Annotated in this window: 13 protein-coding genes; 1 reads left to right on the plus strand and 12 read right to left on the minus strand. The window is 44.9% G+C overall.

Features of this window, described 5'->3' with window-relative positions; translation table 11 throughout:
- Positions 1–172 precede the first annotated feature (172 nt).
- The 5 genes from JL57_RS01755 to JL57_RS01775 all read right to left on the minus strand — a co-directional run bounded on the left by JL57_RS01755 (position 173) and on the right by JL57_RS01775 (position 4,799).
- Positions 173–1,399 carry an IS110 family transposase gene (locus JL57_RS01755; protein ID WP_034140340.1) on the minus strand — a complete coding sequence of 409 codons (1,227 nt, stop codon included), beginning with the start codon at positions 1,397–1,399 and terminating at the stop codon, positions 173–175.
- Positions 1,400–1,759: 360 nt separating this feature from the next.
- Positions 1,760–2,323 carry a Fe-S-containing hydro-lyase gene (locus JL57_RS01760; RefSeq protein ID WP_034140341.1) on the minus strand — a complete coding sequence of 188 codons (564 nt, stop codon included), beginning with the start codon at positions 2,321–2,323 and terminating at the stop codon, positions 1,760–1,762.
- Positions 2,323–3,180: a fumarate hydratase gene (locus JL57_RS01765; protein ID WP_034140342.1), complete on the minus strand. Its 858-nt coding sequence runs from the start codon at positions 3,178–3,180 to the stop codon at positions 2,323–2,325. Before JL57_RS01765 ends, JL57_RS01760 begins: the two co-directional genes overlap by 1 nt.
- Before the next feature lie 357 nt (positions 3,181–3,537).
- Positions 3,538–3,945, minus strand: coding sequence for a hypothetical protein (locus tag JL57_RS01770; protein ID WP_291299575.1), 408 nt, complete (start codon positions 3,943–3,945; stop codon positions 3,538–3,540).
- Positions 3,946–4,001: 56 nt separating this feature from the next.
- The gene (locus JL57_RS01775) at positions 4,002–4,799 is read right to left on the minus strand and encodes an acyl-CoA dehydratase activase (protein ID WP_034140343.1); all 798 of its coding nucleotides are present in this window, start codon (positions 4,797–4,799) and stop codon (positions 4,002–4,004) included.
- A gap of 182 nt (positions 4,800–4,981) precedes the next feature.
- Here JL57_RS01775 and JL57_RS01780 point away from each other — a divergent pair, with 182 nt between their 5' ends.
- The gene (locus JL57_RS01780) at positions 4,982–5,566 is read left to right on the plus strand and encodes a Uma2 family endonuclease (protein WP_034140344.1); all 585 of its coding nucleotides are present in this window, start codon (positions 4,982–4,984) and stop codon (positions 5,564–5,566) included.
- Here the strand turns inward: JL57_RS01780 and JL57_RS01785 are convergent.
- From JL57_RS01785 to JL57_RS01815, 7 genes are read right to left on the minus strand one after another with little or no spacing between them, the layout of a single operon-like run.
- A complete protein-coding gene (locus JL57_RS01785) occupies positions 5,553–6,563 on the minus strand; it encodes a 2-hydroxyacyl-CoA dehydratase (RefSeq protein ID WP_034140345.1) in 1,011 nt (336 codons plus the stop codon). The two genes, JL57_RS01780 and JL57_RS01785, sit on opposite strands and share 14 nt — an antisense overlap.
- Positions 6,564–6,572: 9 nt before the next feature.
- A complete protein-coding gene (locus tag JL57_RS01790) occupies positions 6,573–7,823 on the minus strand; it encodes a methylaspartate ammonia-lyase (protein ID WP_034140346.1) in 1,251 nt (416 codons plus the stop codon).
- Positions 7,824–7,862: 39 nt separating this feature from the next.
- Positions 7,863–9,317, minus strand: coding sequence for a methylaspartate mutase subunit E (locus JL57_RS01795; RefSeq protein WP_034140347.1), 1,455 nt, complete (start codon positions 9,315–9,317; stop codon positions 7,863–7,865).
- A 17-nt stretch (positions 9,318–9,334) separates the two neighbouring features.
- Complete coding sequence (gene glmL / locus JL57_RS01800; RefSeq protein ID WP_034140348.1) at positions 9,335–10,714, minus strand: methylaspartate mutase accessory protein GlmL; 1,380 nt, start codon at positions 10,712–10,714, stop codon at positions 9,335–9,337.
- A gap of 27 nt (positions 10,715–10,741) precedes the next feature.
- The gene (glmS, locus tag JL57_RS01805; protein WP_034140349.1) at positions 10,742–11,152 is read right to left on the minus strand and encodes a methylaspartate mutase subunit S; all 411 of its coding nucleotides are present in this window, start codon (positions 11,150–11,152) and stop codon (positions 10,742–10,744) included.
- Positions 11,153–11,201: 49 nt separating this feature from the next.
- Complete coding sequence (locus tag JL57_RS01810) at positions 11,202–12,104, minus strand: glutamate racemase (protein WP_291299576.1); 903 nt, start codon at positions 12,102–12,104, stop codon at positions 11,202–11,204.
- The gene (locus JL57_RS01815; protein ID WP_034140350.1) at positions 12,101–13,054 is read right to left on the minus strand and encodes a GntR family transcriptional regulator; all 954 of its coding nucleotides are present in this window, start codon (positions 13,052–13,054) and stop codon (positions 12,101–12,103) included. The genes JL57_RS01810 and JL57_RS01815 overlap by 4 nt, the downstream gene beginning before the upstream one ends.
- Between the last annotated feature and the right edge of the window lie 388 nt (positions 13,055–13,442).

Here is a 13,442-nt window from a genome sequence, read left to right on the forward strand (position 1 = left end):
AGCCAAGTTTTCTTACGAAAATGAATCTACGCGCTGTCATTTCATACTGTTATTTCAGTGAACATTAAAACCCTCAAAACCCTCAAAACCCTCTAAATCTTTGTTTCCAAATCACCTACCCCTAAAAAGACAATAACATGCCCGAGAACACTGTTATAGCTACGCACGGAGGTTATGATGCTTTAACTATTTGGTATCCTTTTGATTCTAGTGCCTTAATCAAACGTTGTTCTTTCTTCTTCTCCTGATTTTCGATAAACTGTGTACCAAGTTCTTGATATGGGGTTTTAGTTTGTAAAATTTGATAGGCTATTCTAAGAATTAAGTGAGCTACAGCTACTATGGCTTTGTTTTTGCCTAAACGTTTTACCAAACGCCAATAGGTTGCTGATAATCGTGTATTTCTTGTAACAGATGCAGCCCATGCACATTCGCATAAAACACCTTTTAAAGCTTTATTACCTCGTTTCGTTTTACTCCCTTTTTTTTTACCAGCGCTTTCATTATTACCTGGGCTAATTCCGCTCCAAGATGAGAGATGGCTATCATTAGGAAATACAGACATATCTGTACCGAACTCGGCGATCATAATACTTGCAGCTCTTTGGTTAACTCCAGGAATTGTATCTAGTAATTCAACTTCATTACGAAATGGTTTTAAACACTCATCAATTTGACGTTCAACGCGTTCTATGGTCTCTTCTAAATATAAAAGGTGATTCCAGGAATAACGGATCATATCTCGATGATGTGGGCGGACATTTCCATTTAATGCTTCCATTAAATCAGAGATTTTTGATTTTATAGGCCCAAAAACCATATTACGAAGTTTAGACGCAGTTAAAGTTTCTCCTTGAATTAGGGTTTCTAAGATACAACGGCCAGAAACTCCAAAGATATCCGAAACATAGGTGGTGATTTTAATATTGGCATCTTGAAGAATCTTGTGGATTCGATTCTTTTCTTGAGTAACCTCTTGAACTAACTTTTTGCGATATCGAGTTAGATCACGGAGGTCTCGTATGTCATGAAGAGGAACAAAACTCCCCTCAATGAGCCCACTGCGAAGAAGTTGCGCAATCCATTCAGCATCTTTAACGTCGGTTTTTCGACCAGGGACATTCTTAATACGCTGAGAATTTGCAAGAAGTTGCTTAAAAGAACAACTCTCTAGGATATTCCATACAGGCTTCCAATAGACCCCAGTACTCTCCATAGCAACATGGGAGCAATTAAACTCTTCAAGCCATTTAGCTAATGCAAGGAGTTCGGTCGTTGTAGTAGAAAACGTTTTAACTACTTTCTTAGGCTTTAGATCAAGAGGACCAGTGAGTATACAAGCTACAACTGTTTCCTGGTGAACATCCAAGCCAGCACATGATTCCAAAATAGCGTCCATTTGAACCCTCCTTTAATTAATTGGCGGGAGATTCAGTAACCTGAAACTAAAAGAAATTTCTTACACGTGCTCAAGGCACACTAATTTGTACTCAAAGGTTACTGAAACCAGTTTCTTTAACGGGGGAAATTCCACCAATAAACTTGCGGATATTTAACTCCCGCCAATAAGAGTATTCCAAATGGAAGACTATGGAATTCGCATGACTGGAAAACATTTTCATTCTAATTTGTGAACGCCGGGGTTCATGATTGTTTCTTTATTCAGATCAGATTAATCAATTTATTCAGGCTCATACTAAAATGAGAGGCTTTTGTGCCATTTAGCACAAAAGCCTCTCAAAACCCCACTTGAAGTGAGTTATTCTTTATGCCTTCTGTACAGCGCTTTCCCAGATTCATATAGATTGTTTCCCTCATGATCGATAATCACCATGACTGGAAAATCTTTCACGACTAAGCGTCGGACTGCTTCCGGCCCCAGTTCGGGATAGGCAATGACCTCAGCTGAAACAATGCGCTTAGCAATGAGGGCACCTGCTCCTCCGATCGCTCCAAAATAGACAGCACCGTGGTTCTTCATGGCTTCAATCACTTCCGTTGAACGAAGCCCTTTACCGATCATTCCAGTCAAGCCTTTTGGGATCAGCTTTGGTGAATAAGCATCCATGCGTCCGCTCGTCGTTGGCCCTGCCGAACCGATCACTTGCCCTTCTTTAGCCGGTGTCGGTCCGACAAAATAGATGATTTGATCGTTCATCTCAAAGGGCAAATCTTGGCCTTGCTCAAGAGCCTCGACCATTTTTTTATGGGCTGCATCTCGCCCAGTGTAAATAATCCCATTTAGTAAGACATTATCTCCAGCCTTCAGGCCCCTAAGCTTTTCCTGGGTAAGGGGTGTTTCAATGCGAATAGCTTCACCCATTAGTTTTCCCTCCCTTGCAAGGTAATTTCCTTATGACGAGTTGCATGGCAACCAATGTTTACTGCAACTGGCATTCCTGCAATATGCGTGGGATAAACTTCTAAGTTAACGGCTAGAGCGGTCGTTATTCCTCCAAAACCTTGGGGCCCTATGCCTAAACGATTGACACGATCTAATAATTCTTCCTCGATTTTCGCTAGGCGTTCTTCCGGATTGTGTTTCCCGACTTCGCGAAGTAAGCACTTTTTAGCAAGGTAAGTGGCTTTTTCCATTGTTCCTCCCACGCCCACTCCGACAATAATCGGCGGGCAGGGATTTCCACCCGCTCGATCGACGGTGTCCACCACAAATTGCATCGCACCCTCGAGACCTTCAGACGGCTTGCACATTTTCAAGCCCCCCATGTTTTCACTGCCGAACCCTTTAGGTGCCACCACTAAATGCAAAGCATCACCAGGGACGATATCGTAATGGATCACTGCCGGAGTATTATCTCCCGTATTGACTCGCTCAAAGGGATCCTTGACGACAGATTTGCGTAGATACCCTTTGTCATACCCTCGGCGTACCCCTTCATTAATGGCCTCGGTAAGACCTCCACCAACCACGTGCAAATCTTGGCCAATTTCTACAAAAAGAACCGCCATCCCCGTGTCTTGGCACATTGGGACTCTCTCATTGTGTGCTATTTCAGCGTTCTCAATAAGACGTTCTAAAACCTCCCGGCCTAAGGTCGAGGGTTCAACTTTTAATGCCTGATGAAATCCAGTCATTATATCCGCACTAAGGTCATAATTTGCCTCAATACAAAGCCTTTCAACCGCTGCAATAATCTCTTCCACGAGTATTTCCTTCATCTTCTCTACCTCCTCCTCAAAAGTCTTTTATGTCATAACCATTTCGAGGTTAATGCTACATTTCTGAATATTTCCAATCCCCGTCTCTTATTGTACTCCTAAGCAAAGCAAAAGCAAGAGACAATTTGAGGCACAAGTTCCAATTTAACATTTAGTAGTCAGTCAAATGAGTTCTTGCATAAACTATAGGCAAATACGAGCTTGAACCAGCACTGTTGACTGCCTTAACTTTGTAATAATAGGTGGTATCGGCCCAAAGTCCGGTATTTACATAAATTGTGTTTGTTACCGTCGCAATCCGGGTATATGTTCCAGAAGACGAAGTTGCCCCGTAAATATAATAGGATGTAGCGTTGCTTACTGAATTCCAAGTAAGGTGTATTTGATTGCTCTTTTTAACCAACGGGCAATGATTACAATTCCTTGGTAAAGTACAAACGCAATCAAGAAACCCCAGAGACCTTCCACAATATCTTGAAATTCCATATTGCCACGACCAGTTATTTTTTGCCCAATTTCTATAGCAAAAACAAGAACAACAAGGACAGTAAAGGTATAAATGAAGGAAATCACAGTTAGACTGTACCGAACAAGATACTTGAATAACCTATTGACAAGTATAAAAAGCACTATTCCCAAAAATCCAATGACCAAAAAATGCAGCTGTTTATCGTTGAAGTTTAGATCCAATTGCCGAGTCAATAGGACTAATTTATCGTGGAAATAGTTCATAATGCTGACTATGAATTTCAAAGTACTGCTCAATACTATAACCTCCAAGGTTGCCTATAATATTTTCCCAGGGCAGTAGTAGCGCTAAATCAAGTGTCTCGCGACTCTCCGTGAATGCAACACCCAATCGCCCCATTAAACTGAGGTGATTGCGGTATAACAATCCGCCTGCCCGACCCAGCTTCTAAAAGCTTAGCTACCGCATGGTTATGCGCGACTCCTCCGGTAAAGACCAGAAATTCACCGGTGAAGGAACGTAGGAGAGGCAAAATACGCTTGACAATTGTTGCGTTAACTCCAGCCGCGAGTTCAGCTAAGGGGAACCCTTCCACAATCTTACCGATCAACTCGCTTTCCCCAAACACGGCACATGTCGAGTTCAACTCCACCGGAGCATCTGCATATTGTCCTAGTTCTTCTAGTGACACATCAAGAATGTCCGCCATATTTTCTAAGTAGCGTCCAGAAGAGGCCGCACACTTATCATTGGTCATAAAATCGATCATTTTTCCCTTTCGGACTTGGATGATTTTACTGTCTTGCCCACCAAGGTCAACCAACGTAAAATCCGTGAGCCCCGTCTGATAAATCGCTCCCAATACATGCGCCTTAAGCTCCGGAATTGCCTCTCCACCAGCAAGTTCCAAAGTATTACGCCCATAACCGGTGGAAATTAAGCGTTTCACCACAGGCAGCCCCAACGCCTCAAAGTCCACAACCAGCTTTTCTCCCTGCTTTCGCCCATACTCCCGGTAAAAACGGATCGTATCCAAGCTTTCCAAACGGAGGATTTCTAAAGGCTCCTCTCTCTTCGGCAGCACCATGAGGGCGATCTTCACACTCCGACTCCCTAAATCAATTCCACAGATAATTTCTTGTTCAGACATGGGATTCCCCCCCTGAAATATTATGTACAAGGTATTATTTCTTTCTCATAACTATTTACTTGTAATTTTATGGTATAAATGGTAACTCAGTTGATATCATGCCAGTACGAGGGTTATAATAGTAATAATTAATACTTCTACGCTTGATTGACGAAAGCGGGAAAATATAAGGGAGTGCTTATATGCCATTATCTCAAGAAGAAAAAAAATACACGTATGCAGACTACTTGACATATCCAGAAGATGAAAGATGGGAAATTATTAATGGAATACCCTATTTGCAAGCATCTCCAGCACCTATACACCAAGAGACCTTGATGGAATTAGCTAAACAAATTGCAGTCTATTTGACAGGGAAAACTTGCACTATTTACCCTGCACCTTTTTGTGTAAGGCTGCCACAAGGCTTTGAGAAGGATGAAAAAGAAGTCAAAAACATTGTGGAACCCGATATTTCTATTATCTGCGATAAATCCAAAATTGACACTAAGGGTTGTAATGGAGCGCCCGATATGATAATTGAAATAATTTCCCCATCGTCGATAAAAAAAGATAGGTTTGTTAAGTTTCACCTCTATGAAAAGGCTGGTGTTAAAGAATATTGGATAGTAGAACCTGATCAAAAACTCGTTAGTGTTTTTCTTCTTCAGAAAAACGAACGATTCAGTCGTCCAGAAATGTACACTGATGAGGATACTATAAATGTATCTATCTTTGCCGATTTAATCATTGATTTAAGTACAGTTTTCACTTCTACCCGAGCATAGACAAAAAAGACTCTAACCTCATTTTACTGCGTGCGTCCAACCCAGTTGGATTTTCCCCCTCTAACGTTAAAATTGGATAATCAAGTTTCTTTCGTATAATCAAATCTTCGATCTGGCGATAACAAAAGCTTTGGGTATAGTGAATAATCCCGTCTAGTTGGCGGCGCTCTGCCTCCTTGGTGATATCCTCAATTCGTTGAAATACTTTATAAGGATAGGTGTATAAGCGGTACTGTTCCACGACGTCTTCCGTCTCAAAGGGCATCGCAAATTGTCTCTGGACTTCATTAAAAACCACACGGGCTCCGTGTTCTTCCAAAAAATCATACAGTTCGGGAAAAATAGGTGGAACCCCGATAAAACCAAGGCGAAGTTCACGCCCTTTCCTCCGTGATCCTAAACGTATCCGCTCTGAAAACGGTTCCCGTCCGCGCAACCTTTGGATAAAACCCTCCATCTCCCGAGCAAAGCCCTCAGGGTCGCCATTAAAATCTGAACAAGAAACAAGGTAGAGGTGGTTTTCAAATCCGCTCACACGGTTTTCTTCCCATGTCAGTCGATCAATTTCCCACGCTAAGGCTCGTACCTGATCAAGGCGCTTCTTTTGCAGATTTACGCCCTCCCACGTCGCACCTAAGGTTTCAATTAATTTGTCCATTTGAAGACGGAGCATATCAGGATCTCGATCATAGGGAAAAGCAAACGGGATAATTTCAATCCCCTCAACTTCCCAAGTCTCCATCAGGGCGTGAGTATTACTGCAATCTCCTTGAGTCACTGCAACAATGCTCTGAATGTCTGGATTATGCAAGGCTGTCGTATACAATCCCTTGATCCAACCGCAGACATTCCGTGGGTAACCGGCAAGCTCTGCCTCTTCTACTCGACGCATGGCTTCCGAACTGGTAATAAAAATATTGTTTAAATCAACCGGCGTCTCCCCCGCTGCGAAAATTACTTCAACTGGTACCGTCGTTGTTAACCCTATCTTACTCATAATCGCTGTCTACTCCTTGTTCCATTCCCTCTTTAACAAAACAAGCGTCCTATTCATCTCATTGTGCACGATCATATAGCCTTCATCCACGCCCATACCCGGTTTAGCCAACAATTGATCCGGGCGGGTGGCAAGGGATACATGCACAGCAGTTCGAGCTCCTGAATCTGTTTCATTACAGGATCCACCAACATAGGCACCTACGCCGTACTTCTTGGCATAAATTACTGCTTCAATCGTGTTCTGAATCCCCCCTAGATCCGGAGTCTTAATTTGAACCATGTCAGCAGCTTGAGCATCTACAAACTTAACAATATCTTCATAGGTATTGCACCATTCATCCGCCACGATTTCCACCTGAACTCCTCGAACCCTTAAAGCGTCGCGCAAGGCTTTGAGTTGTTCAATCTGACTGATTAAACTTCCGGCATCCATGGGTCCTTCGATTCTTAGATGCAAGGGGGCAGCTGCTTTTTCTAACTTGGCGAAGTAGTCTACCATTCTATCCACATTATCTTCAAAGGCAATTCCAATCGTACCATAAACGTCAATGTGCAAAACTGGACGATATTCCTTGCTTCCCAGCGACAGAACTCGGTTTCTAAGCCACTCCACATACTCCAAAAGCAGTTCTCCATTTTTGCCCAACTTCGTCTCAACATGGTTAATCAAGGCATGGGGTAACACCCCGGCACGTTTAATAATTGCCTTATCCGCATTATCATAGCGATCATCTCCGGTTTGAGTAAAAATTGGTACAGGCTCCAGAATCATCGGAAGATGATATTCCTTAAGTATGACTTCTGTCATCGTCTTTTTCTGAGCTTTAGCCACACCAGCTAGAATTGCTTGGCTTACCCCATAACGGATGGCAGTATGATAGCGCTCCCCATTCGGACGTCTCAAATTCTCAATCCTATCCACTAAGTTTTGGAAGGAATCCAATTGCTGACCAATAAGCATAGGCGCAATCTCTTCTAGAATAATGGGTATAAAATCCTCTGCCAAAAAAAGCGGATCCCGACCACCCGCACCAGAATATTGGACAGCAGCGCAATCCCCCGATGCCACTTGGCCATCCTCCAGGATTAACATAACAGAAATTGACTCACCCCGTTGACGAACCGCCTTAAATCCTGACGTTTGCGGCTCCCCGTTGTAAGTAAACCCATCATGAGTAGCACCAGATTTAATCGCTAGTTGGTCATCAAAATAAAAACCCGTAAGCCCTGGCGAAGCAATGACATCTACGATTTTCATTATATGTAGCCCTCCCTCCATGAGTCTTCTCTTCTAATGCTAACCCCTTGGCCGCCCAACGAGCATCCCTTTCCCAATCGCATATATGTCATCGATCACCATCTGGAAGGATGGATCTCGATCCTCATCTCGCCCACGCTGGGCAATTCGCTCTCGATGAAACTCCTTGATCGTCTCATCAAAGGGGATATTACCGAAATCCAAGAGCCTCACAGCACCTGTGGTATCCCGGGCGGGGAGAATCTTACCCGCATTATAACGGCTCGGTGCAAACGGGACATCAATCACACCGGCTTGAAATGCTCGGACGGTCCCGACCGCAGCATCTCCCTCGCCTAGTTCGAGGACCCGATCCAGAATAGCCCTTGTCTCCATCAAAATCATAGTCTCTTCCAAGGCTAACTCACCGGTCATGGGCAGAGTTTGGTCTTTTAACATGTTTAAGACTTGCTTCGTGGCACGTAGGCCTGCTGCGTTAGCCTCTTTAGTAGGAATGCCCAGTGCTTCGTGGGGAGTTTTTACAATCACTTTAGAAACTTTGGCTAAGGCTGCGGTCACTGCCCCCCACGAAATAACTCCAAAGGCCTTAGCCTCATCTTGCGGAAAACCACCCATCCATTGATGAAAGACCGTAGTAATCATTACCTTTGGATAGCCTAGTTTTGCTAAGTACTCTTCTGCCAGATTAGGCAGCGTATGCAGAGCAGCGACGTCTTGAATGAGATTACCGCATTGACCGTAACCAAGGGTCAAGCTGCGAACTCCCTGCGCAACTGCCAGGATCCCTTCCAGAACTGCCACTGCATGGGAAATGGCAGGTGGAACAAGCGTCCCGGTTAACGGTCCAAAGGGCTCACGGTTAATTTTGACACCTTGCTCCTCGTAGAGCCCGATCAGGCGGTCGACATACTGCCAGTATTTGATCGTACTTTCTATAGAAACGTCTTTAGAATAGGGAATGTTATAAGAAATTCCGCCCCCTTCGTAGTCCGTAAAGCCACCGGCGATCGTCACCTCGGCAAGTAGCCGCGCATCCGGAGTTCCATGCCGGACTTGGATCGGTACTTGAACACTTTCGACCACGCGCCGACAAGACGCCACCCCATGGTTGACTGCTGGAAATCCATTCAGCATTGAGCGTCCGATAGCCGCACTTTCTTCCATACCTGCTTGTGCTTCGGTGTAACGGTTTTGCCGGGTATAGGAATCGATCGTGGATGGCAGAAAATCTGCGCCTCCTTCATCTTGCAGGAAACGCAACAATTCAATATGCTCATTAAGCAGAGCTACGCCGGCACGAGGTTGAGCAAATGTGATCCCTTGAGCTTTTCCCTCGGCTAGCTTCTCAGCAAAGATTTTGCTTTTAGGTAATGATTTTTGATACGCTACCGCTTCCTCAAAGTTAACATCCTTACCTGTTTCCCATTGCCCCAAAACTTCCAGCCGCTGGCGCTGAAACTCTTCTGCGTCCATTTGTTTAACCGTTAATTCCATTTCTAAAACCCCTCCTACTAAAGTTTGACGATATATTTCTTCATAATCCTGAGCGCGGCGAGGGGTGCTACTTCACGAAGCAACCCCATTGCTGCTAAAATGTACTCTTTATCTAAGTAAAAGACCGCGTTTTGAGGTTTGAGAAGCGTAGGTTCCTCTGTGTTAAAAACTGCTCCTCGCAAGATACCCAAAGCATCAGGGTGGTGAAGGAGGACCCCTCCCGTCCCGATCACCACAGGTAGCGGCGTTAAATCCTTGCCATGCTGCACATAAGTCGCACCGAACGGAGTATAAACTACCTCAATCGTTCCGACATGACGGTCTACAGCCAACCCTACAGCCACTCGGCCCATAGCCACATCGAACTTGACTTCTTCCTCTGATTGAGGAATTCGCCAAGGATCTTCTTTACATAAACTTAATTGGAATTCAATTTGATCTTCTGCCCAACCCAGGTAGTCGCTCAAGCGTCGACCGGCGGCCTCCACTAACGCCTCTGAACTGTAGCGCATCCCCAAGTCGCCCTCAACCGTTCGCTTGGCATAAGGTTCTGGTAACCCTTTCAGCATAACGCTGGGTTTACTCGGGTCCCCCCTGGCAATCGAATACACATCCGTCGTAGCCCCCCCGACATCCACAATCATGAGTTCGCCCATCCCCTGTTCAGAACCATGTCCCTGAGCCAGAAGTTCTGCTGCTGAAAGCACCGCCGCTGGTGTCGGCATCATAATCCGTTCCAGAAATTCCTCGGCTGTGTCTAATCCCTTGGCCTGAATGATGTGGGTTAAGAACACATCCCTAATCGCTAAACGGGCAGATTCTACTGACAAGACGCCGAGCTCTGGCATCACATTGTCTGCTACAACTACAGGACTATGCCGTTTGCGCAGGATTTCTGCAGCCTGGGCAGCCGCTACCTTATTTCCCGCAATCACAACAGGAAGGCTTTGGGGAAGCTTGCCCAGCATTTCTGCATTTTTTAAGAGGACTTCCTTATTACCCCCATCCGTTCCTCCCGCTAACAAGAGGATATCTGGTTTATAACTAATAATTCTATTCAGATCAGCTGGCGTCAGTTCGTAGCTAAAAACTTGAAGCACTCGAGCACCCGCTCCGAGGGCTGCTCGTCTGGCTGCTTCGGCAGTAAGTTCTTTAACCAACCCACTGGCAATCATTTTTAACCCACCGGCCGCACTACTGCAAGCCAGCTTGCGAGCAAAATTCCAACCGCCTGCAGGCTCAGGAATCTGAGCTAAGGCTGCCTTTAAACCCTCCATAATACTAGTTTCAATGGTTGTACCCGCTCTGGCCGTCCCCACTATCTCCTCCGAATCAAGGTCTACAATGGTCACTTTCGTAAACGTACTGCCAAAATCTATGAGAAGGACTGCTTGCAAGGTCCGTTCCCCCCCTTTAATCCACTCCTAAATACCTAAATCTTTACGTAAATCCTCGATCGGTGTCTCTGGCATCGTTCCTGGTGGATAAACCCGGTCAAAACCCATCGCTAAAAATCGTTCTTTGACAGATTCAAAGTCCTGTTTCCCACATACCAAGTTACCTCCGACATACATACGAATATTACCTATTCCTGTCTCCTGACACTTCTCACGCAAACCTCGGCAATCCATTTCCCCGTGTCCGTACAGAGATGAAACCAGCAAAACATCGGCATTCGTTTCGATGGCTGCATGGATGAACTCTTCCTGAGTCGCGAGTACTCCAATATTGATCACTTTAAACCCCGCTTGTGTAAAGGCATAATCCAAGATTCGATTTCCCACAGCATGAACATCCGCTCCAATGACCCCTAAGACCAAGGTTTTTTGTTCCAAAATCCATTCCTCCTGGTCGCTTTCTTTCTTAAATTACTCCCCTAAAACCTCACTCACCTAAAATGACTTGTTCTACATGATCGATCTGTTCTTGGAGGAGTGTATTACCCACTTGCCGAAAAAGCCCTGGATCTCCACTCACAAAATAACGAGCCCGCCAATGTTTTTTCCCTAAGACCGATGAAGTAGGTGACTCAATCAATCCCGATCGTTCCCAATCGTCTAGATGCTGAAGTAATATCTCAAGCTCTTTGACCACTGCCAAAGCTGGGTCCACAATCAACACATCTTCTCCCAAGGTCTCCCTGATGACGGATTCAAGAAAAGGATAATGAGTACATCCCAGAATAAGAGTATCCACACCCGCCGCTTTTAACGGAGCTAAATAAGTTTTGGCAATGCCACGTGCTTCTGCTGAATTCGCCAAACCAGCTTCAATTAAAGGTACAAAGAGAGGGCAACCTTGAGCTTTAACTAAGGCGATAGCCTGTTCTCCTTGCTGCCAAGCGTCTCTAAGTTCTAAGTCATCAGGTAAGCTTCCTTTTGCCAGGGCTCGACTCACCCCGGACGCATAGGCTTTGCTGCGCACGGTAGTTTCCGTCGCAATCAGCCCTATTCTTCCAGCGATAGTTTTTTCCACTGCCAAGCGTGCTCCCGGTTCGACCATACCAACCATTGGGATATCAAATCGATCTCGTAGAATAGGAAGCGCGGTTGCCGAACTGCTATTACAAGCTACGACAATCACCTCTGCCCCTTGTCCGATCAGAAACGTGACAATCTCTTCTCCAAAACGGATTAATTCCTCTCGAGAGCGGTTTCCATAGGGTACCCGGGCAGTATCTCCATAATAAACGATTCGGACATCGAGTAATCGCTCCAGAATCTCTTTCATCACGGTAAGACCACCCACTCCCGAGTCGAACATTCCGATTACGCGCTGCTTTTTCAAAACTTCTCCCCCTTTAATTCCAGCAAAAGTCCTCTTATGAGATTAAGACTCCCAGCATCCGGTTCAAAGCGAAACTCGATACACTCCATATTTTGCGGGAGCACTTTTTCAACCCGGAATCGAAGCCTCGGAGCTAGGATTACGGCTCCACATTCCGGCAAAACCTGATTTAACCTCGCCTCATCTGGTTGAATTAGGGTTTTCAGCACTGGGTACAAACCGGCTTGCCTAAGCGCCCCTTTAACTTTTTCAGCAAATTGCTGACTTTCACAGACTAAAGCTAATCCACGCCCCATGGATAACTTGGCAATACGCACAATCGTATCCAGTTTGGGCTGCATAGAAATCCCCAAGATTGGGATGCCCAGTTTACCCAGAAGAATCTTGACTTCCGCAAGATGAGTCACTCCCGTGATCGCCATATCCATTCCGGCCAAACGATCCTGAGCTCGCGGGGATTCCTGGAGTTCAGAAAGCAAGATCGGTAAAAGGCTTACTCCTGAACCGAGATTCCAATTGACTTCCACAAGTTGTTCAGGGTTCGTGACGAGGAAAGCCACTTTCAGTCGTGAAAGAAGCTCTTTCTTTTCCATTCCCCGTACATGAACAAACGACACAAAGTCATCGATGGAAAACCCGAGTCCAACTGCCTCTTCCATGGCCAAATCAACGATCCGGAGGACTTTCTCCTTTCGACCCTCCTGCTGAAGGATTTGCGAAGTATCCTCAACGAAGGTCCCTTTACCCCTTGCCGAACTTAAAATCCCTTCACTCTCCAGTTCCTTATAAGCTTGGCTGACAGTATTTCGGCTAACAGCTAAACTTTTGGCCAACTCCCGTTCTGGTGGAAGTTTCATCCCTGCAGTCCAAATCCCTTGGGTAATTCGTTGTCGGATCTGCTCCTTAAGCTGGATGTAATACGGTACTCCGCTTTTTCGATCCAAATCCATTAATATCCCTCTTCTCTTATTCCTGAAATCCTTGTTATAGAAAACTAAGCAGAGTTTTAATCGTTCTATTTGGCTTAATCCTTTTTGGTCTGGTTAATTAGTCCAATAACTATTATACTTCTCTATTCTTTAGGGTATTCCTTCTTTGGCTAGGTCCTATCAATAAATATTATGAGTAACTTAGTAGTTAGTGATACACTTCTTCCTTTTCAACGTATGAGGAAGAAAGATATCGATCATTCACAGGAAAATCGATCCTACATCTTATGAAATGATTTATAATCTTGTATAGAGAATATTGAACAAAATGGGGCAGTAACAAACTTCTTTAACTAGTTTGTTACTGCCCCTTGGTTATGCTTCCCTACTTCGTTGTTTAAGTTGTTTA

This window comes from Desulfosporosinus sp. BICA1-9, from assembly GCF_000802135.1.